This window comes from Atlantibacter sp. MEI4A-1023, assembly GCF_056155425.1.
This window is the reverse complement of sequence record NZ_CM149568.1, coordinates 2,116,875-2,143,128: the sequence shown is the minus strand read 5'-3', so window position 1 is coordinate 2,143,128 and position 26,254 is coordinate 2,116,875. Positions and strand designations below refer to the sequence as shown.

Annotated in this window: 24 protein-coding genes; 7 read left to right on the top strand and 17 right to left on the bottom strand. The window is 56.7% G+C overall.

Translation table 11 applies throughout. The annotated features are described in order from the left end of the window. Positions 1-104: 104 nt before the first annotated feature. The 3 genes from ACVV26_RS10380 to ACVV26_RS10370 all read right to left on the bottom strand — a co-directional run bounded on the left by ACVV26_RS10380 (position 105) and on the right by ACVV26_RS10370 (position 1,994). Positions 105-887 (bottom strand): YdcF family protein, encoded by a 783-nt coding sequence (locus ACVV26_RS10380; RefSeq protein WP_474801372.1) that lies wholly within the window; start codon positions 885-887, stop codon positions 105-107. An 80-nt stretch (positions 888-967) separates the two neighbouring features. After that, positions 968-1,363 carry a VOC family protein gene (locus ACVV26_RS10375; RefSeq protein ID WP_474801370.1) on the bottom strand — a complete coding sequence of 132 codons (396 nt, stop codon included), beginning with the start codon at positions 1,361-1,363 and terminating at the stop codon, positions 968-970. Beyond that, complete coding sequence (locus ACVV26_RS10370; RefSeq protein ID WP_474801368.1) at positions 1,353-1,994, bottom strand: TetR/AcrR family transcriptional regulator; 642 nt, start codon at positions 1,992-1,994, stop codon at positions 1,353-1,355. The genes ACVV26_RS10375 and ACVV26_RS10370 overlap by 11 nt, the downstream gene beginning before the upstream one ends. Before the next feature lie 191 nt (positions 1,995-2,185). Between ACVV26_RS10370 and ACVV26_RS10365 the strand changes: the two genes are divergently transcribed. Then, positions 2,186-2,881, top strand: coding sequence for a hypothetical protein (locus ACVV26_RS10365; protein WP_474801366.1), 696 nt, complete (start codon positions 2,186-2,188; stop codon positions 2,879-2,881). A 39-nt stretch (positions 2,882-2,920) separates the two neighbouring features. On the opposite strand, the gene hrpA is transcribed toward ACVV26_RS10365, so the two are convergent. Continuing rightward, positions 2,921-6,823, bottom strand: coding sequence for an ATP-dependent RNA helicase HrpA (gene hrpA / locus ACVV26_RS10360; protein ID WP_474801364.1), 3,903 nt, complete (start codon positions 6,821-6,823; stop codon positions 2,921-2,923). Between the two features lie 203 nt (positions 6,824-7,026). Here hrpA and azoR point away from each other — a divergent pair, with 203 nt between their 5' ends. Beyond that, entirely contained in the window at positions 7,027-7,632 is a 606-nt protein-coding gene (azoR, locus tag ACVV26_RS10355) for an FMN-dependent NADH-azoreductase (protein WP_474801362.1), read from the top strand. Between the two features lie 57 nt (positions 7,633-7,689). Here the strand turns inward: azoR and ACVV26_RS10350 are convergent, their stop codons facing one another. The 4 genes from ACVV26_RS10350 to ACVV26_RS10335 all read right to left on the bottom strand — a co-directional run bounded on the left by ACVV26_RS10350 (position 7,690) and on the right by ACVV26_RS10335 (position 11,257). Further along, positions 7,690-8,019, bottom strand: a complete 330-nt coding sequence (locus tag ACVV26_RS10350) for a hypothetical protein (protein ID WP_474801360.1) — start codon at positions 8,017-8,019, stop codon at positions 7,690-7,692. A 78-nt stretch (positions 8,020-8,097) separates the two neighbouring features. Next, the gene (locus ACVV26_RS10345) at positions 8,098-8,418 is read right to left on the bottom strand and encodes a YdbL family probable chaperone protein (RefSeq protein ID WP_474801358.1); all 321 of its coding nucleotides are present in this window, start codon (positions 8,416-8,418) and stop codon (positions 8,098-8,100) included. Between the two features lie 2 nt (positions 8,419-8,420). Beyond that, complete coding sequence (locus tag ACVV26_RS10340) at positions 8,421-8,621, bottom strand: YnbE family lipoprotein (protein ID WP_474801356.1); 201 nt, start codon at positions 8,619-8,621, stop codon at positions 8,421-8,423. Then, positions 8,618-11,257, bottom strand: coding sequence for a YdbH family protein (locus tag ACVV26_RS10335; RefSeq protein WP_474801354.1), 2,640 nt, complete (start codon positions 11,255-11,257; stop codon positions 8,618-8,620). The genes ACVV26_RS10340 and ACVV26_RS10335 overlap by 4 nt, the downstream gene beginning before the upstream one ends. Positions 11,258-11,469: 212 nt before the next feature. Between ACVV26_RS10335 and ACVV26_RS10330 the strand changes: the two genes are divergently transcribed. Further along, the gene (locus ACVV26_RS10330) at positions 11,470-12,459 is read left to right on the top strand and encodes a 2-hydroxyacid dehydrogenase (protein ID WP_312979060.1); all 990 of its coding nucleotides are present in this window, start codon (positions 11,470-11,472) and stop codon (positions 12,457-12,459) included. Between the two features lie 91 nt (positions 12,460-12,550). Next, positions 12,551-12,973 (top strand): heat shock protein HslJ, encoded by a 423-nt coding sequence (hslJ, locus tag ACVV26_RS10325; protein WP_474801352.1) that lies wholly within the window; start codon positions 12,551-12,553, stop codon positions 12,971-12,973. Here hslJ and ACVV26_RS10320 read toward each other — a convergent pair. Beyond that, positions 12,970-13,236, bottom strand: coding sequence for a putative hemolysin (locus tag ACVV26_RS10320; RefSeq protein WP_125294415.1), 267 nt, complete (start codon positions 13,234-13,236; stop codon positions 12,970-12,972). The genes hslJ and ACVV26_RS10320 overlap by 4 nt on opposite strands. A gap of 263 nt (positions 13,237-13,499) precedes the next feature. Here ACVV26_RS10320 and nifJ point away from each other — a divergent pair, with 263 nt between their 5' ends. Next, on the top strand, positions 13,500-17,030 hold the full coding sequence (gene nifJ, locus ACVV26_RS10315) for a pyruvate:ferredoxin (flavodoxin) oxidoreductase (protein WP_474801350.1): 3,531 nt from the start codon (positions 13,500-13,502) through the stop codon (positions 17,028-17,030). Positions 17,031-17,091: 61 nt separating this feature from the next. Here the strand turns inward: nifJ and dbpA are convergent, their stop codons facing one another. From dbpA to ACVV26_RS10300, 3 genes are all read right to left on the bottom strand, one after another. Then, positions 17,092-18,465: an ATP-dependent RNA helicase DbpA gene (gene dbpA / locus ACVV26_RS10310; RefSeq protein ID WP_474801348.1), complete on the bottom strand. Its 1,374-nt coding sequence runs from the start codon at positions 18,463-18,465 to the stop codon at positions 17,092-17,094. Positions 18,466-18,567: 102 nt separating this feature from the next. Then, a complete protein-coding gene (locus ACVV26_RS10305) occupies positions 18,568-18,765 on the bottom strand; it encodes a hypothetical protein (protein WP_474801346.1) in 198 nt (65 codons plus the stop codon). Between the two features lie 60 nt (positions 18,766-18,825). Continuing rightward, positions 18,826-19,131: a DUF4156 domain-containing protein gene (locus ACVV26_RS10300; RefSeq protein WP_312979049.1), complete on the bottom strand. Its 306-nt coding sequence runs from the start codon at positions 19,129-19,131 to the stop codon at positions 18,826-18,828. Between the two features lie 263 nt (positions 19,132-19,394). On the opposite strand from ACVV26_RS10300, the gene ttcA reads away from it, so the two are divergent. Beyond that, on the top strand, positions 19,395-20,330 hold the full coding sequence (gene ttcA, locus ACVV26_RS10295; protein ID WP_312979047.1) for a tRNA 2-thiocytidine(32) synthetase TtcA: 936 nt from the start codon (positions 19,395-19,397) through the stop codon (positions 20,328-20,330). Between the two features lie 31 nt (positions 20,331-20,361). On the opposite strand, the gene ynaL is transcribed toward ttcA, so the two are convergent. Continuing rightward, positions 20,362-20,493, bottom strand: coding sequence for a proline-rich small protein YnaL (ynaL, locus tag ACVV26_RS10290; RefSeq protein WP_474801344.1), 132 nt, complete (start codon positions 20,491-20,493; stop codon positions 20,362-20,364). Between the two features lie 275 nt (positions 20,494-20,768). After that, complete coding sequence (zntB, locus tag ACVV26_RS10285; protein ID WP_312979044.1) at positions 20,769-21,752, bottom strand: zinc transporter ZntB; 984 nt, start codon at positions 21,750-21,752, stop codon at positions 20,769-20,771. A 184-nt stretch (positions 21,753-21,936) separates the two neighbouring features. Between zntB and ACVV26_RS10280 the strand changes: the two genes are divergently transcribed. Then, positions 21,937-23,091 carry a GGDEF domain-containing protein gene (locus ACVV26_RS10280; RefSeq protein ID WP_474801342.1) on the top strand — a complete coding sequence of 385 codons (1,155 nt, stop codon included), beginning with the start codon at positions 21,937-21,939 and terminating at the stop codon, positions 23,089-23,091. On the opposite strand, the gene ACVV26_RS10275 is transcribed toward ACVV26_RS10280, so the two are convergent. The 3 genes from ACVV26_RS10275 to ACVV26_RS10265 form a co-directional block, all read right to left on the bottom strand. Next, positions 23,088-23,354, bottom strand: a complete 267-nt coding sequence (locus ACVV26_RS10275) for a DksA/TraR family C4-type zinc finger protein (protein WP_474801340.1) — start codon at positions 23,352-23,354, stop codon at positions 23,088-23,090. The two genes, ACVV26_RS10280 and ACVV26_RS10275, sit on opposite strands and share 4 nt — an antisense overlap. Positions 23,355-23,757: 403 nt before the next feature. Beyond that, the gene (gene zinT / locus ACVV26_RS10270) at positions 23,758-24,408 is read right to left on the bottom strand and encodes a metal-binding protein ZinT (RefSeq protein WP_474801338.1); all 651 of its coding nucleotides are present in this window, start codon (positions 24,406-24,408) and stop codon (positions 23,758-23,760) included. Between the two features lie 126 nt (positions 24,409-24,534). Further along, the gene (locus tag ACVV26_RS10265; protein WP_474801336.1) at positions 24,535-26,154 is read right to left on the bottom strand and encodes a peptide ABC transporter substrate-binding protein; all 1,620 of its coding nucleotides are present in this window, start codon (positions 26,152-26,154) and stop codon (positions 24,535-24,537) included. Positions 26,155-26,254 lie beyond the last annotated feature (100 nt).

Sequence of the window (26,254 nt, the reverse complement as noted above, 5' to 3'; positions counted from 1 at the left end):
GATAGGAGGGTAACTTTTTACAGTTTTCGTAAACGAATGATTACAAAGCTAAAGACGGAAATATGACTGCGCCGGGTCAGGCCCGGCGTCAATTTATGAAGCACTCAGCGATTCAGTATCGCAGTAAGCGAGGGATCGTTACGCAGCGTTTGCCAGGCCGCTAAAACGGCTTCAGGGATGTCCACCGCTTCAATAAAACCGCGCCCATTAGGACCATAGCCGTCTTTATCATTACGCAACCGGGGGATTTCCCCGACAATCAGTGAAAGATAGCGATCCACCGACCACAACCCTTCTCCTTCGGCAAAACGGGTGTCGCGCGGCGTGGTGGTGAGCATCGGCACAATTCCCGGCACGTTAAACCATTCAACCTGATGTTCAGCATCGCGCCATACGCGGGCAAAGGTCGCGGCGGTACGGCGCTGCATGGTCGGGTCCTGCACCACAATCGCCTGGGGCGGCACTACGTCACGTGCGGTCATCATGTCGCGTGTGAAGGCCGCGTTCTCGCCACAGTTGGTGGATTTATCCTCTACCAGCAATTTATCGGCGGGGATGTTCCAGAACCGGGTGGCGATATCCGCAAGTACTGCCGCTTCGCTACGTCCGGTGGTGGGCAAGACGTTATAGCGAGGGTGACGCGCGACGGCAGCGTACAAAAATGGCGTGGAATGGCCAATCCCACCGCTGATCAACAGCGGCACCTTGCGCTGCGCCGCTTCCCGGCACGCCGCGTCAATGGCGGGGATGGCCGCATTACCCGCCAGCACCACCAGGCCGATATCTTTCGCGGCTGGCAGCTCGGCGCTGTCATCCTGCGCCAGCCACTGTCCAAGTGTGTTCGCGGCGTTAATCAGCGCGGGGGATATAGGAGGAAATGGCGTCATCGTTTGGCACTCCATGTTAGAAACCAGCGACCAGTGTATCGTCGCCAGATGAGGGTTGCAGGGAGAAGCGTCCGAAAGACTTATTCCTGCGCATCGCGGTACAAACTCCCCTGACCGGAACGCGCCCTTTCCCACAGTTCTTCATCGTTCAGCCCGGTTTGAATCAGCTCTATCGGCACGCCCGCATCGTTAATCACCGCCACGAAATAGTCGTCGATAGGCTCATACGGCCCGAGGATCACCTCTTCGCCTTCGATAGCCCGCTGTAAATCGTCCACCTTGAACGCGACGTGCGGTACGGTCTTTAACAATGGGTGCAGCGGGGAATCGTCGGTAAAACGATGCCACTGGACGCGAAACTTACCGGGGTTATCGGTGGTATACATTCCCGCACTGGCGCTATGAACCCCTTCGTGAACCCCGTCCTGCAACGGAATACCAAAATGGTGAAAGGTGTAACTGATATTAGCTTTCATGATGTTCATCCCCAGGCAAATGAATAATTAACGTGACCTGCTCCAGTATGCGTTCGACCAGCGTCTGGGCATTTTCAAACGGGCTGACTCGTGCAATACCGGTCAGGCGCTTATCGATCAGCAAGGTCGCCAGCCCGTGCAAATACGCCCAGGCGACGGTCACGCGCATTGCTGCCGCCTCATCCATGACCCTGGTCCCGTCACCCGCGTCCGACGAAACGCTACGCGCCATCATAAACATGGCGTTGCGCATCGCGCTGAGCAGGTTTGGATTAGATAAGCTGATGATCTCGTTGCGAAACATCAGGCTAAACATGTGTGGATGTTCAGCGGCGAAGTGAACGTAGGTTTTCGCCATCTCGCGCCGCCGCGCCGCGTCATCCGTGCAGTGTTCCGTGGCGTTGAACAGCGCCGCCGCCAGCCGCTGATAGCCTTTTGCCGCCAGCTCGCTCAGCAAATTCGCCAGGTCGCCGAAATGATGCTTTGGCGCGGTATGCGATACCTCCGCTTCCCGCGCGATGGCGCGTAACCCTACGCCCGCGATCCCGTCGCGCACCAGCACCCGCTCAGCGGCTTCCAGTACCGCCTGCGGTAAACTGCCGTGATGATAGGGGCGTTTCTCATCCGTCATAAAAGCTCCTTAACAGCGCTACATCTTACCATTGTAAAAATAAACCTCACGGGTTAAACCGCCCGTCAACGCTCCGGCTGATGGCTTTGTAAAACGGAGTAGAGGCAATGGAAAATTCCGTTAATTTACGGCATCATTTTGCGCCTTTGAGGCTCCGGCACGTTTATTGATAAACCAGGTATTCACGCGTTATGAAAACCCGTTACACCTTAATCGCCCTTGCGGCGCTGTTTGCGCTTAGCGGATGCAGCACCCCTTCCCAGCTCCGCGCCCAGTATGACGTGGATTGCACCCAAAAATCTGATGGCGAGCAGAAAGCTTTTGATACCTGTTACAGCGAGTCCAGAGAGGCCATTCGCAAGCGGATGAATTTCGTTAACCCGCTCGGCGCGGCGGAACTGGCGCAAATCCTCGAAAAACTGGATGCCCAGAAATCAGCATTTAAACCGAAGCCGAAGCCGAAACCTCTAACCGGCGACGAGTATCAAAAACTGGTGGTGGCTGAATTAGATAAGCGCTTTGATGCTGAGCAGTCCGCGTATGCCGGTCAGGCCTGCGAAGTGCTAATGAGCGTGAACGCAGACGGCACTATCGAACAGATTGAAGGCACTCCGGCGCTGCCGAGCGCCCAGGCCGCTGCCGCCAGTGCAGCGATGGCCGATGCCAGTATTGATGATGCGCTGGCAAATGGGCCATCAGCCGATGGATCCGCCGCCACGCCTATCGCGCCGCCGGAAATTCAGCAACAGCAAAACGGCGGCTCGCTGTGCAATGCGTTTATTACTACCGCCAAAGCCAGCCCGCTACCCAAACCGCCCCTGGCGAAGGGCGAAAGCAGCTTCCCGGTCTCCTTCACCTATGAAGATGCCGCAAAGCCGCAGAGTTAACCGATAAAAAAGGCTGCACATAATGTGCAGCCTTTTCATTTACGCAGCGCCGATCTGCTCCATCGCCTGCAACACCCGTTTATCCGAAATGGGATACGGCGTGCCCAGCTGTTGGGCAAAGTAGCTTACCCGCAGTTCTTCTATCATCCAGCGGATCGCAGTGACTTCTTCGTCATCACGACGCGCGGCAGGCAGTTTGTTCAGCCACTGCTGCCACGCCTGCTGTACCGCTTCCACTTTCAACATCTGGGCACGATCGCGATGCGGATCGATAGCCAGCTTCTCAAGCCGTTTTTCGATGGCTTGCAAATAGCGCAGGGTATCGCCTAACCGTTGATAGCCATTGCCGGTCACGAAACCGCGATACACCAGACCGCTCATCTGGGCTTTGATATCGGACAGCCCCAGCGCCATCGTCATATCGACCCGCCCCTTGAGCCGCTTGTTGATGTTAAACACCGCCGTCAGGATCTGCTCGACCTGTTTAGCGATATCCACCACCGTGTCGTTAAGCCCGGCACGCACGTTTTCATGCAACTGCGCGAAGCCTTCTTCGGTCCACACCGGCCCGCCGTGTTCGGCAATCAGCTTATCCACGCCGCAGGAGATGCAATCGTCGATCAGATCCAACACTTTGCCGTACGGGTTGAAATAAAGGCCCAGCTTGGCTTTGTTAGGCAGTTTTTCATGCAGATACTTAATCGGCGACGGAATATTAAGCAGCAATAAGCGCCGCAGCCCGCGCCACATGGCGTTCTGCTGGTCCTGCGGGTTATCAAACAGCTTGATGCCGACGCTCTCTTTTTCATCCACCAGCGCGGGCCAGGCTTTAACCTGGTAGCCGCCGCGCTTCTGCTCGTAGTGATCGGGCAGCGTGCCGAAGCTCCAGATATGCAGGCCGCTTTGCTCGATGCCGTCATCCGCCACGGCGGAGAGCGTTTCCTGCACTTTATCCTTCAGGCTGCCTTTCAGCGCCGTGAGATCTTTACCTTCATTGAGTTTGCGGTTCTTTTCGTCCACGACCCGAAAGGTCATTTTCAGGTGATCGGGCACCTGTTCCCACTGCCACGCCTCGCGGTCAACGGTGACGCCGGTCATGCGGCGCAGTTCGCGCTCCAGTGACTCGAGCAGCGGCTGTTCCAGCGGCGTGGCGCGCCCTAAGAATGCTTCTGCATAATTAGGCGCGGGCACAAAGTTACGGCGTAACGGCTTGGGCAGCGATTTAATCAGCGCGATAACCAGCTCGCGGCGCATCCCCGGCACCTGCCATTCGAACCCCGCATCTTCCACCTGGTTCAGCAGCGGCAATGGAATATGCACTGTCACCCCGTCCGCATCGCCGCCCGGCTCAAACTGGTAGCTGAGGCGCAGCTTGAGATTGCCCTGATGCCAGAAGTTCGGATAGTCCAGCTTGCTGACTTTCTCCGCGCCTTCTTTAATCAACATGCTCTTTTCAAAATTGAGCAGGTCCGGGTTCTCTTTACTGGCCTTTTTCCACCAGCTGTCGAAGTGACGCGCCGATACCACGTCGTGGCCGATGCGCTGGTCGTAAAACTCAAACAGCGATTCGTCATCCACCAGGATGTCGCGACGACGCGATTTGTGCTCCAGCTCTTCCACTTCGGCACGCAGTTTCTGGTTATCCCGGAAAAAGGCGTGACGGGTTTGCCAGTCGCCTTCCACCAGCGCGTGGCGGATAAACAGTTCACGGCACAGCGCCGGGTCAATCTGGCTGTAATTCACCTTACGCGCCGCGACAATCGGCAGCCCGTAAACCGTGACCTTCTCCGTGGCCATGACCGCGCCCTGCGCCCGCTCCCAGTGCGGCTCGCTGTAGCTACGCTTCAGCAGGTGCTGCGCCACCGGTTCAATCCACTCGGGATCGATGCGCGCGGCAATACGCCCCCACAGGCGGCTGGTTTCCACCAGTTCGGCGACAATCGTCCATTTCGGCGGCTTCTTAAACAGGCCGGAACCGGGGAAGATCGAGAACCGGGCGTTGCGCGCGCCGGTAAACTCCTGTTTATCGGTATCCTTCATGCCGATATGCGACAGCAGGCCGGTGAGCAGCGCAGTGTGGATCTCGCGGTACTCCGCCGGTTCGCTGTTTACCGGAATGCCCAACTCTTTGACGACCTGGCGTAGCTGGGTGTAGATATCCTGCCATTCGCGCACCCGCAGATAGTTCAGGTAATCGGCCCGGCACAGGCGGCGGAACTGGTTCGAGGAGAGCGCTTTTTGCTGCTCGCCGAGGTAATTCCACAGGTTCACAAACGCCAGGAAATCCGATTCCTTATCATGGAAGCGGCGGTGTTTTTCATCGGACGCCTGCTGCTTATCCATCGGACGCTCGCGCGGGTCCTGAATCGACAGCGCCGAGGTGATAATCATCGCCTCGCGCACACAGCCAAGCCGCTGGGCTTCCAGCACCATACGCGCCAGACGCGGGTCAACCGGCAGTTGCGAGAGCTGGCGGCCCTGCGGGGTAAGCTTGTAGACCGAGGCCTGCTCGTCGGTGGTAATCGCCCCCAGCTCTTCCAGCAGACGCACGCCGTCCTGGATATTGCGCTTGTCTGGCGCTTCAACGAACGGGAAGGCGGCGATATCGCCCAGCCCCAGCGCGGTCATCTGCAAGATAACTGACGCGAGGTTGGTACGCAGAATTTCCGGGTCAGTAAACGCCGGGCGCGACAGGAAATCGTCTTCCGAATAGAGACGGATACAGATGCCTTCCGACACGCGGCCGCAGCGGCCTTTACGCTGATTGGCGGAGGCCTGCGACACTGGTTCAATCGGCAGGCGCTGCACTTTAGTGCGGTAGCTGTAGCGGCTGATGCGCGCCTGGCCCGGATCGATCACATATTTGATGCCTGGCACGGTCAACGAGGTTTCCGCCACGTTGGTCGCCAGCACGATGCGCCGCCCGGTATGGGACTGGAAAATCCGGTTCTGTTCGCTGTTGGATAAACGCGCGTACAGCGGCAGCACTTCGGTGTGCGGCAGATTCAGCTTGTTCAGGCCGTCGGCGGTATCGCGGATTTCCCGCTCGCCGCTCATAAAGATCAGGATATCGCCGGGCGCTTCGTGGCTCAGTTCGTCCACGGCATCGAAAATCGCCTGGAGCTGATCGCGTTCGGTGTCGTCGGCGTCTTCAACAATCGGACGATAGCGCACTTCCACCGGGTAAGTCCGTCCCGACACTTCAATAATCGGTGCGTGGTTAAAGTGGCGTGAGAAGCGTTCCGGGTCAATGGTTGCCGAGGTGATAATCACTTTCAGATCCGGACGACGCGGCAGTAGCTCTTTCAGGTAGCCGAGCAGGAAATCGATATTCAGGCTGCGTTCGTGGGCCTCATCGATAATCAGCGTGTCGTACTGCATCAGCAGCCGGTCCTGCTGGATTTCCGCCAGCAGGATCCCGTCGGTCATTAGCTTGACCTGGGTGGATTCGCTAACGTGATCGCTAAACCGGACCTTATAGCCCACCGCGCCGCCCGGCTCGGTTTTCAATTCTTCGGCGATACGGTTCGCCACGGTGCGCGCCGCCAGACGGCGCGGCTGGGTGTGGCCAATCAGCCCCGTGATGCCACGCCCCAGTTCCATACAAATTTTCGGTAACTGGGTGGTTTTGCCCGAGCCGGTTTCCCCGGCGACAATCACCACCTGGTGATCCCGGATAGCCGCCAGGATGTCATCTTTTTTCTGGCTGACCGGCAGATTATCCGGGTAGGCGATCGCCGGGCGCGCGGCAAGGCGCAGCTGAACCTTCCCTACCGCTTCGTTAATTTGCTGGTCCAGCTCGGCCAAAATGGCCTGTTGGGCATCAGGATTTTTCACTTTTTTCGCGCCATGCAGACGGCGCGCGAAACGCTGGCGATCTTTCAGCATCAGCGTATCAAGGCGCGCCATCAGCGCGTTTACGTTCAGGTTTTTGGTTTCCATGGTGCTTTTAAATGTTAGGTGCACAAGGTGTTAAGGCGTCGAGCGCGATGCGGCGTAGAGTACCACATCGCTCAATCCCACGCCTTGTTCAATAAATTCGAACCTAGGAATCGATATATTGCGCTATCACTGCAATCGGATTGTGAATAAAGTGTTTTTAAGCAAGGGGCATTACCCCGACTATCAAATAAAAGGAACCACCCATGAGCAAAGTATTAGTTCTCAAATCAAGCATTTTGGCAGGGTATTCACAGTCTAACCAGTTATCTGATTATTTTGTCGATCAGTGGCGTGAGCAGCACAGCGCGGACCACATCACCGTGCGTGACCTGGCAGCAAACCCAATCCCGGTACTGGATGGCGAACTGGTCGGCGCGCTGCGTCCGAGCGATGCCCCGCTGACCCCGCGTCAACAGGACGCGCTGGCGCTGTCTGATGAACTGATTGCCGAGCTGAAAGCCCATGACGTGATTGTTATTGCGGCGCCAATGTACAATTTCAACATTCCGACCCAGTTGAAAAACTATTTTGACCTGGTAGCGCGTGCGGGTGTGACGTTCCGTTATACCGAGAAAGGGCCGGAAGGTCTGGTAACCGGTAAACGTGCGATTGTGCTGTCCAGCCGTGGCGGTATCCATAAAGACACCCCGACCGACCTGATTGCACCGTACCTGAGCCTGTTCCTTGGCTTTATCGGCATCACCGATGTGAACTTCGTGTTCGCGGAAGGGATTGCTTACGGTCCGGAAGTCGCGACCCAAGCCCAGAGCGATGCCAAAGCGGCGATTGATAGCCTGGTCGCGGCGTAAGCTTCACCGTTCAGTAGAATGTGTAAGAAGTGGGCCTCGCGCCCACTTTTTTTATGGCTACACCACTTCCCACGGCGTTTCATCAAGCGTAATCACCAGCGCATCCCCTTCCCGCTGATAGGCCACCGTATACTGATGCTCATCATGCATATTGCGATCGCAGCACGGCTCAAAGTAGTGCGTCAGGCAGCGGAACGTGAATTGCTTATCGTCGAGGGTAACGATTTCAAACGACTCCGGCTGGTACGCATAGCGACGATCGCCGGGAAACGCCGACATCACGAAGCGTTCGAAAATCGCCGCATGGCGGGTGATTAACGGGATAAGCTGCTGCTTGTCCTGCGCATCGATGCCGTCCAGCGGCAGGCGAAACGTGTGTTGTTCCATGACGGTTCTCCATCAAAATAAGACTCACAGCGTAACACTTCAGGCCTGGCGCGGAGACTACCCGTCAGGGGTAGCAGGTTAGCGGCGCATCCATTGCCCGTTAATTCCGCGCACATATTCACCCGGCGCGGCGCGCTCCACCAGTTTCTGTCCGGCCATTTTCGCCACGTCGTCGGCGGGTAAATTATTCCGCTCGGCCAACTGGCGGTAGCTTTGCGCCCTCGCCGCATTGATTTGTTTGACCAACGCCAGCGTCTGGCTGTCCTGAGCGCGCGGCGCGATATAGCCGTCCAGCGTTTCACCCACTAATCCCTGTTGGCGCGCCTCGTTGAGGGTCAGCGCCAGCACGGGCTGGCACAGCAATAATAATCCGGCGAGCGCGGCCATTTTACTTTTCATGGTCAGTTGCTCCCGAAGATATCGCTGCGGTTTTTGAGCAGCGCTTCCACGTCTTTATCCACTTTGATATGGATTTCGTGCTCGATTTTTACGTTCATATTGATGGTAATCGGCTCTTTCGGGGCCGCCACCTCAATACGCGGCGTGCAGCCGCTGAGCACCGGAAACAGCAGCGCCAGCCCGGTTGCTAACATCACTCTCATTGGGGATCCTCACAGGTTTCGCCGGTTGCACACGCGCTATCCGGCAAACTTGCATGTTGTTCAAGCCAGGCCTGAAGATTGTCGCCAAATCGCAAGCTGCGCCACAGGGTGAAGAGGTTCTCTTCATGCTGGTAGTTCAACTTGACGGTATTACTTTTGCCATCGATACGGCTGATGCCCTGGAGTTCGGCATGCAGCGTCAGCACGCCGAGATTGGTCAGATTAAGCCGCGTCCAGGAGCGAGAAATCTCCATATAACGCAGCCAGTTGATGCCCACTCCCGCTGCCATATTATCTTTGACGATGGCGTCCGCCATGTCTTTATCCAGCCGCAGCGTCATCGGACCAGGGTTGGTCAGCCAGCCGTCGCGAATAATCCAGTCCGGGTTATCCAGCCACAGCGGCAGCGCGCCGTTCACCCGCCCGGACAGGGTAAACTGTTTCGGATTTACCGCCGTAATCAGTTCGCTGGAGGAAATATTGTTTACCCGCAGTAGCGCCGCATCGTGCTGTGGCATCCGCAGCTGCTGCATACTGATATTGCCGCCCAGCACGTCAACGTTGACGTTACTGAGGATCAGCGGCTGCTGTTCATTCCAGGGATACCAGCCTTCCAGATCCGCCGTGAGGTTTTTCGCCACCACCTGGTTTTCTACTCTGGCGATACGTAGCGTTACCGGGCCGCGCGTGCCGAGTTGCCAGGTCGAGTCGCTGAAGCGGAACGGCAGGACAAAATCCACGCCGTCGAGTTTGTTATCCGGCATCCAGGCGCTGCCGCCCTTGAGAACGCCGTGCCCGCCCGCTTCAAAACCCTGCTCCGCCGCCGCCGAAAACGCGATCTGGGCGTAGAACGTGCCGTTGCGCAGGGCCATTTTCCAGTCAGGCGGGATCAGCGGCTGAAAAACTGCCAGCGGCTGGGCGGGCCACCACGCCTGGCCGCGCAGGCGAATACCGTCCCAGCGACCGTTAACCTGTACCGGGCCAATCTCATCGGCATGCAGATCGCCTTTGAACTGGAACGACGTGGGGTCGCTGCCCTGAATGCTAAAGTTGAGCCGCGACGGCGGCAAGACGCTACCGCCAGTGAAGGTGGTTTCTCCCGCATCCAGGGTCATCGCCCCTTCAAACAGTGGATGCTCCCCGTCACGCACCCAGCGCACCGGCTTGTTCATCGCCAGGCGCGGCGCGTTGATGCGCATCGAGCCGTATTGCAATTTGTCGAACCCGGTAGAAAGCGTGTTCAGCGTGATGGTGCTGTCGTGCCATTCGCCGGTGCCCTTCACATCCCAGCGCGCCTGCATCGGCGTAAAGCCGCCTTCACCCCAGTAGCGCCACTGCCACAGGCCGCTGTCGGGTAAAAAGTCATTCGCCTGGCCGTCGAGATGCAGTTCAAAATCGCCCATCTGGTTTTCATGGGCGCGCAGAATGGCCTGGAGCCTACCGTCCACGCCGGTTGAGGCGACTTTCACCCCCGCCAGCGGCCAGCGGATTTCGTCGATATTCAGCGAGTCGATCACCCGCCCACGCGAGCGCAGTAGCGCGCCGGGCGCGAAGCGCAACTGCGGGTCGAGCAGCGGGCCGCTCAGCGCCCCTGGCAGCACCGCGTAGAAAATCATCTGGTCCTGTTTGGCTTCCCCGGTGAGCTGTACCGGCATGGCGCTGTCGATCAGGCTCAGTTTGCCCGGCCCAAAATTGAGTACCGCGTTGCCTTTCCCGGCGGTCCCCTGAGTCACCACGTTCAGCCGCCCGCTGATTTTCGCCGCGTCCAGCCCCTGCTGCCAGTTATCGGCGTTGATAGCCAGACGGCCGCTCAGCGGCATGCCTTCCAGCGCCCAGTGCCAGCGACCGTCGCTAATGGACAAGCGATCGGCGGTCACCGTCCAGGGAAGGTCGAGCAGCGGATCGGGATCGTCCGGGGCGCTAATCAGCAATTGGCCGCGATTTTGTTCCCATTCCAGCTCGGCATCCGCCAGCGGCAGCGGACCTGGCAAGTGGACGCGCGTAGTCAGGTGCCCCTGGGTCGGCAAGCCGTCCGGAAGCAGGCCCAGCGTCACGTCGCCCGCCAGCGACAGTGGCTCCTGCCCTTCAAGGGCCTGCAAGGAGAACGATTTGATGGTGGCGGTTTGCCCGTCGATTTGCGCACTCAAAGATACCGTATCACCCTGATAGCTGATGGTCTGGCGCGTCGGGGTCAATCCCACGTTGAGTGCACCCGCAAACTGCTGCCAGGGGGCAAGCGTGAATTGATTAATTGTTAGCCAGCTATAGGGCAGCATCGCCTGCCATTCCGCCAGAGTACGCGGCGCGGCGGGGTTTTCTTCACCTGCGGGGAGTTGATTAAAACAGGCGCTGTTAATATCGAGCGCATCGACGTCGAGCTTCCAGCGGCTGGGATGGCTGAGCGTGGCGTGGGTTACTTTCGCCAGTTCGCAGACTCCCGCCAGATAGCTGAGATGCGGGATCACCACGCTGTTGCGCGTCATGCGCGGGCTCTCTTCCAGCGCGATACGGGTGCCCGGAGGCAGCCAAATCCCCACCAGCCCCGGCAGCCAGTGCGCCACCGTCAACAGCAGCGCCAGCGGCAGCAGGACCAGCAACAGCGCAAGGGCGATAAGAGCTCGGTATTTACCCCTCATGGGTGATTAATATCCTGATAATGAAAGAGATTTAAACGGGCTATCCCGCGCATTGTGCCATTTTTATCAGTAACGTTGAACCTGGCCGTTGATTTAAGCGTAGTTGGCCTAAAATTATTGATAACCCTAACTTTCATATCAGATTTTTTAGACTTTGTAAGAAAATTTGAATCATGCTAACGTGATCACAGAAAATCACTGGAGAATGTCTTATGAAACTGGCCGTGTATAGCACAAAACAGTATGACAAGAAGTATCTACAGCATGTTAACCAGGAGTATGGTTACGATATCGAATTTTATGACTTCCTGCTCACTGAAAAAACCGCTAAAACCGCGCACGGCTGCGACGGCGTGTGTATTTTCGTGAACGACGACGGTAGCCGCCCGGTTCTGGAAGAGCTTAAAAAGCAGGGCGTGAAGTTTATCGCCCTGCGCTGTGCCGGGTTTAATAACGTCGATTTAGACGCCGCCAAAGAGCTTGGCCTGCGCGTGGTGCGCGTACCCGCCTACTCGCCGGAAGCCGTTGCAGAACACGCTATCGGCATGATGATGTGCCTCAACCGCCGTATTCACCGCGCTTACCAGCGTACCCGTGACGCCAACTTTTCTCTCGAAGGATTAACCGGTTTTACCATGCACGGCAAAACTGCCGGGGTCATCGGCACCGGTAAAATCGGCGTCGCCACGCTGCGGATCCTAAAAGGCTTCGGGATGCGCCTGCTGGCGTTTGACCCGTACCCGAGCGCGGCGGCGCTGGATATCGGCGTGGAATACGTTGATTTACCGACGCTGTTCTCCCATTCGGACGTGATTTCCCTGCACTGCCCGCTCACCCCGGAAAACTATCACCTGTTAAACCAGGCGGCCTTCGATCAAATGAAGGATGGCGTGATGATCATTAACACCAGCCGTGGCGGGTTGATTGACTCCCAGGCCGCCATCGATGCCCTGAAGAATCAGAAAATCGGTTCGTTGGGCATGGACGTGTATGAAAACGAGCGCGATCTGTTCTTTGAAGATAAGTCCAACGACGTGATTCAGGATGACGTGTTCCGTCGCCTGTCTGCCTGCCACAACGTGCTATTCACCGGGCACCAGGCTTTCCTGACCGAAGAGGCGCTGATCAGCATTTCCGAAACCACGCTGGATAATTTGCGCCAGCTGGAAAACGGCGGCGAGTGCCCGAACGCGCTGGTATAGGTCTTTTAAGACGATCCTCAATGATTACGCGGACATAACGTGGCACACTCCCCGCGTAATCATTGATGGCGTAAATACTTATGGAGGAGTTATGAAGAAATTAACCTGTTTAGCACTCGGCATCACCCTGCTCGCAGGCTGTGCGCAATCCGCCAGCGATGCGCTGTCCCCGAAAGACCTGGAGCATCGCCGTTATGTGCTGGAAAGCGTCGACGGTAAACCGCTAACCGTAAATTCACGCCAGCAGGATCTCAGCTTCGGAGAAAATCTGCACGTTGCGGGCAGCATGTGTAACCGCTTTATGGGCCAGGGCAAACTGGATGGCAACATGCTGAAAGTGGACGGCATGGCCTCCACCCGGATGCTGTGCGCCGAGCCTGAACTTAACCAACTGGATAACCTGATCGGCGAGATGCTGACAACGGGTGCCACAGTCGACGTTAAGCCGCAGTCGCTGACGTTAAAAAACCCACAGCACACCCTGGTTTATAAGCAGGCCGACTGGGTCAATTAATAGCTGGCGCAGCTACCGGACGCTAAAGCGGCTTCGCTACAGCGTTTGCCGTTCGGTAATGCGCACATGCCAATTAACGAGCCGTCCAGTTGCCGCGCGGATAAAGCCGCGCCGCCGACCATCGCGCAGTTGGCTTCGCCGGAACTGGACATTGCGGCCTTCATGCCGGGCGCCACGTGCGCCGCCGTCGCCTGTTGGACCGGTTCATTACTGCACGCGGACAAAAAAAGTGCCGCACACCCCACTAAAAACGCTGCACGCATGACGCTCCCCTCATTAATAAACAGCAAAACCCCTGCAATATAGGCGAGCCAACGCCGTCACGTCGATAGCACCTGCGCCACTTTCGGCGTCTGGACACATTTTTTAGCACTTTTATGGCTATTCACGCCTGAAACGATCAGAAGATATATCGAGGACACAAAAGCGAAAATGGCCCGGGCGGCGCTTTGCTAAACTTAGTGAATTATTTCAGGACTCCACGCTGAGGGAGTTTATTTAATTTTGCGCAATGTAAGGGTGTCGAATGATCACAATTGACGGTAACGGCGCAGTCGCCTCGGTGGCGTTTCGCGCCAGCGAAGTGATTGCTATCTACCCCATCACCCCCAGTTCTACCATGGCGGAGCAGGCCGACGACTGGGCTGGAAACGGGGTGAAAAACGTCTGGGGCGATGTCCCGCGCGTGGTGGAAATGCAGTCTGAAGCCGGGGCGATCGCCACGGTTCATGGCGCGCTGCAAACCGGTGCGCTGTCGACGTCGTTCACGTCCTCACAGGGATTGTTACTGATGATCCCGACCCTGTATAAACTTGCCGGACAGCTCACCCCGTTTGTACTGCACGTGGCCGCGCGTACCGTCGCCACCCACGCGCTGTCGATTTTCGGCGATCATTCTGACGTGATGGCGGTGCGCCAGACCGGGTGCGCCATGCTGTGCGCCAGCAGCGTGCAGGAAGCGCAGGATTTCGCTCTGATTTCCCATATCGCCACCCTGAAAAGCCGGGTGCCGTTTATTCATTTCTTTGATGGTTTCCGCACCTCCCACGAAATTAACAAAATCGTTCCGCTCTCCAACGAGACGCTGCTAAGCCTGCTGCCGCAGGAGGAAATTGACGCCCACCGCGCAAGAGCGCTGAACCCGGAACATCCGGTGATCCGCGGCACCTCCGCCAACCCGGATACGTATTTCCAGTCCCGGGAAGCCACCAACCCGTGGTACGACGCGGTCTATGACCACGTTCAGCAGGCGATGGACGATTTCGCCGCGGCGACGGGCCGTCAGTACCGGCCGTTTGATTATTACGGCCACCCGCAGGCCGAACGCGTGATCGTGCTGATGGGCTCGGCTATCGGCACCTGCGAAGAAGTGGTGGATGAACTGCTGACGCGCGGCGAGAAAGTCGGCGTGCTGAAAGTCCGGCTGTTCCGCCCGTTCAACGCCAGCCAGATGCTGGATGCGCTGCCGCAAAGCGTGCGTCATATCGCCGTGCTGGACCGCACCAAAGAGCCTGGCGCGCTGGCGGAGCCGCTGTACCTGGACGTGATGACCTCACTGGCGGAAGCCTTCAGCCGCGGCGAGCGCGAAACGCTGCCGCGCGTGATTGGCGGGCGCTATGGGCTCTCCTCTAAAGAGTTCGGCCCGGACTGCGCGCTGGCGGTATTTGAAGAGCTGCGCCAGGCGAAACCGAAATCACGCTTTACGGTGGGGATTTATGACGACGTCACCCATCTCTCTCTGCCGCTGCCGGAAAACACCCTGCCGTCTCACGCCAAACTGGAAGCGCTGTTCTACGGTTTGGGTAGCGACGGCAGCGTGTCAGCCACCAAAAACAACATCAAAATTATCGGTAACGCCACGCCGTGGTACGCCCAGGGCTATTTTGTCTATGACTCGAAAAAGGCGGGTGGCCTGACGGTTTCCCATCTGCGGGTCAGTGAAAAGCCGATTAACTCCGCTTATCTGGTGGACAAAGCCGATTTCGTTGGTTGCCACCAGCTACAGTTTATCGATAAATACCAGATGGCCGAGCGCCTGAAACCCGGCGGCATTTTCCTGCTTAATACGCCGTATAGCGCTGAAGAAGTCTGGGATCGTTTGCCGCAGGATGTCCAGGCGGTGCTCAATCAGAAGCAGGCGCGGTTTTATATCATCAACGCCCAGAAAATCGCCCGCGAATGCCAGCTCGGCGCGCGTATTAACACGGTAATGCAGATGGCGTTTTTCCATCTGACCCAGATTCTGCCTGGCGACAGCGCCCTGCAACAGCTTCAGGGCGCAATAGCGAAAAGCTACAGCAGCAAAGGCCAGGAGCTGGTGGAGCGCAACTGGCAGGCGCTGGCGCTGGCGCGGGAATCGATCTCCGCCGTGCCGTTACAGCCGGTGAACAGCCAGAGCGCCAACCGCCCGCCGGTGGTCTCCGACGCCGCGCCGGACTTCGTCAAAACCGTCACCGCCGCCATGCTGGCGGGCCTCGGCGACGCGCTACCGGTTTCAGCCCTGCCGCCGGACGGCACCTGGCCGGTGGGCACCACCCGCTGGGAAAAACGCAATATCGCTGAGGAAATCCCGATCTGGAAGCCTGAGCTGTGTACCCAGTGTAACCACTGCGTCGCCGCCTGCCCGCATTCGGCTATTCGCGCCAAAGTGGTCTCGCCTGAGGACATGGAGCACGCGCCGGACGCCCTGCAATCGCTGGATGTAAAATCCCGCGATATGCGCGGTCAGAAATATGTGCTGCAGGTTGCGCCGGAAGATTGCACCGGCTGTAATCTGTGCGTAGAAGTTTGCCCGGCAAAAGATCGCCAGAACCCGGACATCAAGGCGATCAACATGATGTCGCGCCTTGAGCACGTGGAAGAAGAGAAAGTGAATTATGACTTCTTCCTGAATCTGCCGGAAATCGATCGCAACAAGCTGGAACGTATCGATATTCGTACCTCGCAGTTAATAACCCCGCTGTTCGAATACTCGGGAGCCTGTTCCGGCTGCGGCGAAACGCCGTATATCAAACTGCTGACCCAGTTGTACGGTGACCGTTTGCTGATTGCTAACGCCACTGGCTGCTCGTCAATTTACGGCGGCAACCTGCCCTCCACGCCGTACACCACCGATGCCAACGGGCGCGGCCCGGCATGGGCTAACTCGCTGTTTGAAGACAACGCCGAATTTGGCCTCGGCTTCCGCTTAACGGTGGATCAGCACCGGGCGCGCGTGATGCGTTTGCTGGAGCAATTTGCCGACAAGATCCCGGCAGAGCTGAACCAGCAACTTCACAGTGAGGCCACGCCGGACGTCCGCCGTGAACAGGTGGCGCAACTGCGTCAGCATCTTGCCGGGGAAACCAGCGTTGATGCGCGCCAGTTGCTCACCGATGCCGACGCGCTGGTGGAAAAATCCATCTGGCTGATTGGCGGCGACGGCTGGGCCTACGACATCGGCTTTGGCGGTCTGGACCACGTGTTGAGCCTGACCGAGAACGTCAACATTCTGGTGCTGGATACTCAGTGCTACTCCAACACCGGGGGCCAGGCGTCTAAAGCGACGCCGCTTGGCGCGGTGACCAAATTTGGCGAGCACGGCAAGCGTAAAGCGCGCAAAGATCTCGGCGTCAGCATGATGATGTACGGGCACGTTTACGTGGCGCAGATCTCGCTGGGTGCCCAGCTTAACCAGACGGTGAAGGCGATTCAGGAAGCAGAAGCCTATCCGGGGCCGTCGCTGATTATCGCCTATAGCCCTTGCGAGGAGCACGGCTACGATCTGGCGCTCAGCCACGATCAGATGCGTCAGTTAACCGCTACCGGCTTCTGGCCGCTGTACCGCTTCGACCCGCGCCGTGCCGATGAAGGCAAACTGCCGCTGGCGCTGGATTCTCGTCCGCCGTCAGACGCGCTGGCCGAAACGCTGCTCAATGAACAACGCTTCCGCCGGCTCAATTCGCAGCAGCCGGAAGTGGCGGAGCAGTTGTGGAAGGATGCCACGGCGGATCTGCAAAGACGCTATGACTTCCTGGCGCAGATGGCGGGTAAAGCTGAGAAAGCCAGCAGCGAGTAAGCTGGCTGTATAAACCAAAATCCCCGCTTTTTTGAGCGGGGATTTTTTTATCTGGCGAAAGTTACTTCAACAGGCGCACCTTACAGGACTTGCCTTTGATTTTCCCCTGCTGAAGCTGCTTCCAGGCATGACGGGCTACCGACTGGCGTACCGCCACGTAGGCGTGCATCGGATGCATATCGATTTTGCCGATGTCCGCGCCATCCAGCCCCATATCTCCGGTCAGTGCGCCGAGAATATCCCCCGGACGCATTTTGGCCTTTTTACCGCCGTCGATGCACAGCGTCGCCATTTCCGGCTCCAGCGGTTTGACAGTAGTGCCCATCACCGGCTCACGCCAGTCCAGCGACAGGCCCAGCATCTCAGCAAGAATCGTTGCCCGCTGCGCTTCTTCCGGGGCACACAGGCTAATCGCCAACCCGCTCTGCCCGGCACGTGCAGTACGGCCAATGCGGTGAACGTGGACTTCCGGGTCCCAGGAGAGCTCATAGTTGATGACCATCTCCAGCGACTTGATATCCAGCCCGCGCGCGGCGACGTCCGTGGCCACCAGCACCCGGCTGCTGCCGTTGGCGAAGCGCACCAGCGTCTGGTCGCGGTCGCGCTGTTCCATATCGCCATGCAGCGCCAGCGCGCTCTGGCTGTGCTCGTTCAGCGCGTCGCACACCTCCTGACAGTCTTTTTTAGTATTGCAGAACACCACGCAGGACGCAGGCTGATGCTTGCTTAACAGGCTCAGCAATAACGGGATTTTCTGGCGGCGAGAAGCCTCATAAAACTGTTGCTCGACGGCGGGCAACTCATCCACGCTGTCGATTTCAATATGCTCGGCGTTGCGCTGCACGCGGCTGCTGATGGCGGCGATGGATTCCGGCCAGGTGGCAGAGAACAGCAGCGTCTGGCGCTGCGGCGGCGCATGGCGGATCACATCGTCAATGGCATCGCTAAAGCCCATATCCAGCATGCGATCGGCTTCATCCAGCACCAGCGTTTTTAACGCTTCCAGCGATACGGTGCCCTTTTCCAGATGATCCAGCAGACGCCCCGGCGTGGCGACAATGATATGCGGAGCATGTTGTAATGAGTCGCGCTGCGCGCCAAACGGCTGGCCGCCGCATAGCGTCAGCACTTTGATGTTCGGCAGATAGCGCGCCAGGCGACGCAGCTCTTTTGCCACCTGATCCGCCAGTTCACGGGTCGGGCACAACACCAGCGACTGGGTAATAAACTGGCTGGCGTCGATATGCTGAAGCAGCCCCAGTCCAAACGCCGCCGTTTTGCCGCTGCCGGTTTTCGCCTGCGCGCGCACGTCTTTTCCCGCGAGAATGGCCGGTAATGCCGCCGCCTGAACCGGGGTCATGGTGTGGTAGCCCAGCTCGTTAAGGTTGGCGAGCAGTTCGGCAGGCAAAGCATGTAAGGTTGAAAAGGCAGTCACGGTCATCTCTCTGAAATCAAGCGGGCCGCTATGCTAGCAGATTCAGGTGGCGCGGTCATTTGGCAGACAAAAACAAACAGGCCCGAAAACCGGGCCTGATGTTTATTGCGCGTTAAACGGGTCTTTTTCATCGTCTTCACTGTCGTCGCGCTTGCGGGGGATTTCACCCTGCTTATTGGGCGCGTCGTTCACCTGATGCTCATCCTCTTCCCAGGCGTTCCCCGCGTTTGGCGCGGCCTCAGGCAACCCTTTGCTCACTTCGCCTTCTTTATTGCGTTCGAAATTGGTTTTATCAGACATAACGTTCTCCCATCAGATGTCGTCAGTTAAGTGTAGACGACGGGGGAAAAGTGAGGATATTCAGCGGGTTTTTGCACACTTCAATGCGCTACCGGTGCCGCCCCGGTCATCAAGGGTTTGCAACACCACCGAATCCGCGCCCAGTTTTAAGGCTTCCATTTGCAGATCGTTTTTCACCTGCTGCTGGTATTCAGCCATGTCCAGGAAAGCCATAGGATTACGGTGCGATACCACATTGCCGACAAACTGGCACTGCGCGGAAAACGCACTGTTGCCTTTAATGATACCGACCTGTTCCGCCTGCGGGTTAACCGTCGCGCAACCCGCCAGGCTTACCATTCCCAACGCCATAATGATTTTTTTCATGATTTCACCCCAGATTAATTTACGCGCAGCATAATGCATAAACCTCAGCGGATCATAAACGGAATGTCACCAGGCCCGGCGATATATTCTGCATCCGGCATCCCGTTTACTCTTTATTGATGACAATGGATAGCAGGCAGAGAGAAATCCTGCTGGCAATCGCCGCCGTAATCCGTACCATACACGCCACGCAACGCATTGCTCATGCATTAACTGATACGGGAACGCTCCGTATCCCTCTGAATCAACCGGTCACGCGAACTATGCAAGATACCCAGCAGATTGATAAAAAAACGCAATACAACCTGAATAAACTCCAGAAGCGCCTGCGCCGCAATGTCGGCGAAGCCATTGCCGATTTTACTATGATCGAAGACGGCGACCGGATCATGGTTTGCCTGTCGGGCGGCAAAGACAGCTACACCATGCTGGAGATTTTGCGCAATCTGCAACAAAGCGCGCCGATCAGCTTTAGCCTGGTGGCGGTTAATCTCGACCAGAAACAGCCGGGTTTCCCGGAGCATGTGCTGCCGCAATATCTGGAAAGCATCGGCGTTGAATACAAAATTGTGGAAGAAAACACTTACGGGATCGTGAAAGATAAAATCCCGGAAGGAAAAACCACCTGTTCACTCTGTTCCCGTCTGCGTCGCGGCATTTTGTACCGCACCGCCACCGAACTGGGTGCTACCAAAATCGCACTCGGCCACCATCGTGACGACATTCTGCAAACCCTGTTCCTGAACATGTTCTACGGCGGGAAAATGAAAGGCATGCCGCCGAAGCTGATGAGTGATGACGGCAAACACATTGTGATCCGTCCGCTGGCCTACTGCCGTGAGAAAGACATTGAGCGTTTTGCCGAAGCCAAAGCCTACCCGATTATCCCTTGCAACTTGTGCGGCTCCCAGCCAAACCTCCAGCGCCAGGTGATTGCCGATATGCTGCGCGACTGGGACAGACGCTACCCGGGGCGCATCGAAACCATGTTCAGCGCCATGCAAAACGTGGTGCCGTCGCACCTGAGCGATATCAACCTGTTTGATTTTAAATCCATCACGCACGGCAGCGACGTGGTAGATGGCGGCGATCTGGCATTCGACCGCGATGAAATCCCGGTACAGCCGGTGGGTTGGCAGCCGGATGAGGACGAACAGCTGGATATCAGCAACCGTCTGGATATCGTCGAAGTGAAATAAGCGAAACGCCCTCAATCTCGAGGGCGTTTTTTTATCGTTGCGGCGGTGACGCCAGGATCGGGCCCGGATCGGGTGTGGGTTCAGGGATGGGCTGAGGCCGTGGGATCGGGTCCGGAACGGGAACCGGATCGGTGGGTACCGGGTCGCTCATCTTGATAGTCATCGTTACCTCCAGAAGTGGCTGTACTCCTTAAGCGTAGAAGCCCCTTTCCGACTGGCAAAAAAAAAGCCGACTGATTAGAGTCGGCGTCGTACGAATTAAATTGTGCTATGCAGTAATTCAAAAAAGGAAGTAAGACAATATGGAGCGCAACGCCCATCGCTTGACGTTGCATTCACCTGCAAGAGAGAGTTTGCCCGCAGTAGCCGCTTTTTTTATTGACTTCGCTCAATAAGAAACGCTTTAAAAGGTTCCAATATTGTTAAAAATGTGAATTTTTACAGCCATTTACTGCGATGCAACCACCAGGTAACACCCCCAATTAGCACCACTAACATCAGGCAAAACAAACTAAATCCTAACCGCCACTCGCCGCCGGGGATGCCGCCGAGGTTAACGCCGAACAGCCCGGTTAAAAACGTACTGGGTAAAAACACCATCGCCATCAACGACATGGTATAGGTCCGGCGCGCCAGGGATTCCTGCATCACCTGGGCGATTTCATCGGCCATGATGGCGGTACGCGAGATACAGGCGTCGATTTCATCCAGGCCGCGCCCCAGCCGGTCAGCAATGTCCTGCATTCTGCGGCGATGATCGTCGGTCATCCACGGCAGGCGTTCGCTGGCGAGCCGCGCATACACGTCGCGCTGGGGTGCCATATAGCGGCGCATCACGATCAACTGCTTGCGCAATAGCGCCAGAAAGCCGCGCGGCGGGATTTGCTGATCCAGCAGGTTGTCTTCGAGGTCAATAATCTTATCGTGCAGTTCCTCGATAAACTCACTGGCGTGATCGGTTAGCGCATCGCAGATGTCCACCAGCCAACTGCCGCCATCCGTCGGGCCGGTACCGTCGTTGAGATCCTGCACCACATCGTCCAGCGCCAGCACTTTACGTTGCCGGGTAGAAACAATGAGCCGCTCGTCCATATACAGGCGCATCGCCACCAGCTGATCGGGGCGCTCGTCGGTGCTGCCGTTAATACAGCGCAGCGTAATCAACGTACCATCGCCCATACGGGTCACGCGCGGACGGGTGCTTTCCCCTGCCAGCGCATCGCGCACGGTATTGGGTAGCAGCGGCGTGGTCGCCAGCCATTGTGCGCTTTCAGGGTGGGTATAGTTGAGATGCAGCCAACACGGGTGCTCTTTATCAATGGTGTCATCGTTATCCAGCGGTTTCACGCCGCCTTTTCCATCCAGTATCCATGCAAATACCGCATCCGGTACATTCAGTTCCGATCCCTTTATCGCCTGCACGTAAGCCTCCTGGTTTGACCGGGCAATGGTGTCAGTCTAGTCTCCTGCTTCTCTGTGGCAAGAGGTCACCGTTTGCTGTCATACCGTTTGCTCATTACGAAAGCAAACAGTTAACATAAGCAATAAAAATACGTGAATCCCCTTTCCTGTTTTCTTTTGTTTTTCTTCGTACCAGGAGCGTTAAGTGACTGATAAACAGCCACGCTGCGTTAATTTTGAACTTCATGCCGCTGAAATGCGTCGCCAGGCCATTACCGTCAGCACAAGCTGGTTCCTGTGGGTAAATATCCTGTTTTCGCTGTTTATTCTTGGACGTAACTACTTTTCGCCGGAACCGCTCGTCGCCGTGCTGCACCGCCCCCACCACGTGCTGGAAAGCGCGATGGTGCTTGTGCTTGCGGCGGCGTCCAGCGTGCTGTTTATTTTACGCATGGCGCCGGATCGCGAGGCAATATGGTTAAGCCAGCTCGCCAAAGGCACGGTGCTGTTTTTAAGCCTGGCCTGGGCGCTTTCGTTTTATGTGTTTATCGCCAGCGGCGATATGCGCGTTATCTTCCCCCTGGCGGCGCTACTGCTGTTTACTGCTTTGATTTCGCTCTATTTTGATGCTCGTGTGTTGCTCACGTTTATTGTGCCGATCTGGCTGGCGATACTGGTGAGCACATTTGCTTACGACCAAAGCCCTACCGCGCTCAATGTGGTGCTGTGGTTGCTGCTGGCCGCGCTGCTGGAATCAGGCCGCCGGATGCTGAATAACTGGTTTTTACTGGCGCTGCGACGTGGGCAAGAAAAAAGGGATTTGATTAAGCAACTGGAAACGCTGGCAAGCTACGATCCGTTGACCGGCATCGCCAATCGCCGTAACTTTCAGCAGCAGCTTGATATTGCTATCCATGAGGCCACCCAGACAGGCGGCGAACTGGCAATGATTATGGTGGACGTCGATCATTTTAAACGTTTTAACGATCATTACGGTCATCAGGCCGGGGATGTCTGTCTGAAGGAAGTGGCGAACCAGCTCAAAAGCGCGGTGAGAAAACGTGAAGACAGTGTCGCGCGCCTCGGCGGCGAAGAGTTCGCTATCCTGTTGCCGGGCGGCGGCGGCGAGGCGGCACACCGCGTGGCGCGTCGGTTGGCATGGCGTCTGGAAAATTTAGCCATTGAGCATGCCGCATCGCCGGTCAATAAACATGTGACGGTCAGCCAGGGGATTTCGGTCTGGAAACCAGACATGTCAGGAACGGTATTTATTGCCCAGGCGGACGCGGCGCTGTATCAGGCTAAGGAGAGCGGACGTAACCGCTGGAATGAATATACTGCGGCACGTCATCCGGACTAACGCAACTGGCTGTCTTTTGAACCACGCCGGTTGTAACCCGAGAAGCGTTGTTTTTCAGCATCTGCCTTCTGCTGGCAATTAATGCATAACCGCACCCCCGGCACCGCGTTTTGCCGGGCGAGTGGGATAGGTTCACCGCACTCTTCGCAATGCGTCAGGCTTTCACCTGACGTCAGATCCTGCCGAGCCCGGGAAATTGCGTCTTCAATCGTACTGTCGATTTGCTGCTGTACTGCATCGTCATTCGCCCAACCCGATGCCATAACCGCCCCCTTAAGCATAAATGCTTAGTAGTCGTGTTTACTATCGTCAGCTGCCGACATAAAAACCCACACAGCAGCCATGAAAATCAGTAATGCAATGACTACTACCATCCACCACATATCGATTTTCCATTCCGCTTCACCTAAGAATAAGTATATCGGGTATTAAGAAATTTCCCTCCAGGCATAAGCTGAAAGCGCATCAGCCTTGATGGCTTTTAGTGAACGGCTCCGCCGTGGCGAAAACCGAAGCCTGGCACCGGTACGCAAACGAGCAAAGTACTCGTCTGGTGTTCACCATGACGGTCGGGGAATTTGATCAGTCACTCGCTACTGACCAGCCATTGCAATAAATGAAAAAGGCCGCTCATCTTGAGCGGCCTGAACCTGGTGCTGGCAATCATTAATGGTGCAGCATTTCGTCCACCACCTGCTCCTTTGAGAGCTGGTACGGGTAATACGTCGGCCAGTTGTCCATCTCTTCCAGCAGGGCTTCCTGAGACGTATTGCCCATAAAGATGTGGTAATGCGTGGACTTACGTGGCGCGATAATGTGATCGCTGAACTGGACGAATTTCGGCGCCTGACTGCTGGCATCCTTACACTCAAACAGATAGCGCACGCCTTTTTTGCCGGATTTATAGGTCAGGATCTTATGCCCGGCATAATCATATTTACAGGCGCGAACGTTATCCCCGACGTGAAATTCCATCACGCCATTTTCGATGCCGATCGTGTCCACATCGGTGGCATAGCCTTTGCCGTAATATTCTTTGATCTCCTCGAAGGTTTGGGTCTTATCTTTCCCCGCTTTCATTTTAAATACCGGATCCAGATCGCCGCTCTGCAAATACGGATAGACCGACTGCCAGACGCCGTCCCAGTCAGACAGGCTGCGGTCTTTCACGTTTTTGTTATCAAACACGCCTTCAGCGGCCTTTTGCTCGATTTCCGTCAGCGGCTTCCCGTGGGAATGCCCATGCGCCAAAGCATTGCCGCTTACCAGTACCGCACCCAGAGTGAACGCTAATTTAGAAAAATAACCCACCAACATGTCTCCCTCATTTGCCCTGTGATTGTACGTTACAATATAACATAACATGTTTCAGGATTATGAAAAGAGGCGGGCGCGAGTTTTCGCGCCAGCCATGTTGAGCAGGAAGAATAAACAGGAAGGAAATTAATGCTTAATCAGGTACATCGTACGGGTATAGGCCACATCTTCCGGGTTGTTAATCGGATAGCCTTTCACCCAGGGCTTGATTAAGCGCCCATTGGTGTACTGATAAATCGGCGCAATCGGCGCTTTCTCAGCGATGATTTTTTCCGCCTGGTTGTAATCGCTGTTACGGGCTTCCAGGGTGTTTTCGCGGCTGGCCTGTTCCAGCACTTTGTCATAAGCCGGATCGTTAAAGCGCGAGATGTTGCCGCTGTGAGTCGAGGTCAGCAATGAGAGGAAGGTGGACGGTTCGTTATAATCTCCTACCCAGGAGGCGCGGATCACATCGAAATTGCCGGTATTGCGGCTGTCAATATAGGTTTTCCACTCCTGGTTTTGCAGCTTCACCTCCACGCCGAGGTTCTTTTTCCACATCGACGCCACCGCGATGGCGATTTTCTGATGGTTCTCTGACGTGTTGTACAGCAATGTCAGTTTCAACGGCTTATTGGGACCATAACCAGCGGCCTGGAGCAGGGTTTTCGCCTGGGCGTTTAATTCCTGCTGGCTCATTTCCTCAAACATCGACGGTGTCGGTTTGAAGTCCGCCGTGACATCCGGTGTGAATCGCCAGGCCGGTTTCTCACCGGTGCCCAGCACTTTTTCGGCCATAATGCGCCGGTCAATCGTCATACTCAGCGCCAGCCGGACCCGCTGGTCCGCCGTCGGGCCTTTCCGTGTGTTAAACGCGTAGTAATACGTGCCCAACTGCGGCGGCGTATACACCTGGCCGGGAATATCCCTGAGGAGCTTCTGGTACATGTTTTTCGGGAAGGACTCGGTGATATCGATATCTCCCGCCAGATAGCGCTTGGTGGCGGCGGATTCCTGGTTAACGGGAATAAACGTGACTTTGCTAATCACCGTTTTGCCGTTATCCCAGTAATTTTTATTCGGCGTCGCCACCAGCTTTTCATTCACCACCCGCTCGGTCAGCGTATAGGCGCCGTTACCTACCAGATAGCCGGGTTTGGTCCACTCGCCGCCCCACTTTTCAATGGTGGCTTTGGGGGTGGGATAGAACGAGAAATTGGCGGTCAGGTTGGGGAAATACGGTACCGGTTTGTCCAGCTCCACCCGCAGCGTGGTCGCGTCGGGTGCGGAAACTCCCAGCTTATCGGCAGGCATTTTGCCATCGATAATCGCCTGCGCGTGGGTAATGCCCGCCAGCGCCGCAAACCAGGCAAAGGGCGAGGTGTTTTTCGGATCGACCAGCCGTTGCCAGCTGTACACGAAATCCTGCGCGGTGACCGGCGTACCGTCGGACCAGCGGGCGTCGCTGCGCAGGCTGAAGGTCCAGACGCGGTTGTCGCTGCTCTGCCAGCGGGTAGCGACGCCAGGCGTCAGCTCGCCCTTCTCGTTCTGGTTTACCAGCCCTTCGAACAAATCGCGGATCACCTGAATTTCCGGCAGACCCACGGCTTTTACCGGGTCCAGCGAGGCCGGTTCATCTTTGATATGGCGCACCAGCTCCTGTTTCTCCGCCAGCACCGTGCCTTGCGGATCCTCCGCCGCGACAGCAGGCCCCCATGTACTACCCGCCAGCAACACACCGGTTGCGATACGCACGGGAAATTTCATACCAACCCCCTAAACTCAACGATACCGACGCGTCTTTTCAGGCGGGCCAGCTGATTATTAATTGGCGTTTATTATTTGTTTTGATGTATTGAAATGCAAA

What these genes read in the sequence shown, in the direction of transcription:
- azoR (WP_474801362.1), top strand. Translation starts at nt 7,027, where the DNA reads ATGAGCAAAGTATTAGTTCTCAAATCAAGCATTTTGGCAGGGTATTCA.
- hslJ (WP_474801352.1), top strand. Translation starts at nt 12,551, where the DNA reads ATGAAGAAATTAACCTGTTTAGCACTCGGCATCACCCTGCTCGCAGGC.
- ACVV26_RS10275 (WP_474801340.1), bottom strand. Translation starts at nt 23,354, where the DNA reads ATGGCATCGGGTTGGGCGAATGACGATGCAGTACAGCAGCAAATCGAC.
- ACVV26_RS10380 (WP_474801372.1), bottom strand. Translation starts at nt 887, where the DNA reads ATGACGCCATTTCCTCCTATATCCCCCGCGCTGATTAACGCCGCGAAC.
- ACVV26_RS10320 (WP_125294415.1), bottom strand. Translation starts at nt 13,236, where the DNA reads ATGCGTGCAGCGTTTTTAGTGGGGTGTGCGGCACTTTTTTTGTCCGCG.
- ACVV26_RS10345 (WP_474801358.1), bottom strand. Translation starts at nt 8,418, where the DNA reads ATGAAAAGTAAAATGGCCGCGCTCGCCGGATTATTATTGCTGTGCCAG.
- ynaL (WP_474801344.1), bottom strand. Translation starts at nt 20,493, where the DNA reads ATGACTATCAAGATGAGCGACCCGGTACCCACCGATCCGGTTCCCGTT.
- ACVV26_RS10305 (WP_474801346.1), bottom strand. Translation starts at nt 18,765, where the DNA reads ATGTCTGATAAAACCAATTTCGAACGCAATAAAGAAGGCGAAGTGAGC.
- ACVV26_RS10340 (WP_474801356.1), bottom strand. Translation starts at nt 8,621, where the DNA reads ATGAGAGTGATGTTAGCAACCGGGCTGGCGCTGCTGTTTCCGGTGCTC.
- ACVV26_RS10370 (WP_474801368.1), bottom strand. Translation starts at nt 1,994, where the DNA reads ATGACGGATGAGAAACGCCCCTATCATCACGGCAGTTTACCGCAGGCG.
- ACVV26_RS10365 (WP_474801366.1), top strand. Translation starts at nt 2,186, where the DNA reads ATGAAAACCCGTTACACCTTAATCGCCCTTGCGGCGCTGTTTGCGCTT.
- ACVV26_RS10375 (WP_474801370.1), bottom strand. Translation starts at nt 1,363, where the DNA reads ATGAAAGCTAATATCAGTTACACCTTTCACCATTTTGGTATTCCGTTG.
- ttcA (WP_312979047.1), top strand. Translation starts at nt 19,395, where the DNA reads ATGCAAGATACCCAGCAGATTGATAAAAAAACGCAATACAACCTGAAT.
- ACVV26_RS10350 (WP_474801360.1), bottom strand. Translation starts at nt 8,019, where the DNA reads ATGGAACAACACACGTTTCGCCTGCCGCTGGACGGCATCGATGCGCAG.
- nifJ (WP_474801350.1), top strand. Translation starts at nt 13,500, where the DNA reads ATGATCACAATTGACGGTAACGGCGCAGTCGCCTCGGTGGCGTTTCGC.
- hrpA (WP_474801364.1), bottom strand. Translation starts at nt 6,823, where the DNA reads ATGGAAACCAAAAACCTGAACGTAAACGCGCTGATGGCGCGCCTTGAT.
- ACVV26_RS10300 (WP_312979049.1), bottom strand. Translation starts at nt 19,131, where the DNA reads ATGAAAAAAATCATTATGGCGTTGGGAATGGTAAGCCTGGCGGGTTGC.
- zinT (WP_474801338.1), bottom strand. Translation starts at nt 24,408, where the DNA reads ATGTTGGTGGGTTATTTTTCTAAATTAGCGTTCACTCTGGGTGCGGTA.
- ACVV26_RS10330 (WP_312979060.1), top strand. Translation starts at nt 11,470, where the DNA reads ATGAAACTGGCCGTGTATAGCACAAAACAGTATGACAAGAAGTATCTA.
- ACVV26_RS10335 (WP_474801354.1), bottom strand. Translation starts at nt 11,257, where the DNA reads ATGAGGGGTAAATACCGAGCTCTTATCGCCCTTGCGCTGTTGCTGGTC.
- ACVV26_RS10265 (WP_474801336.1), bottom strand. Translation starts at nt 26,154, where the DNA reads ATGAAATTTCCCGTGCGTATCGCAACCGGTGTGTTGCTGGCGGGTAGT.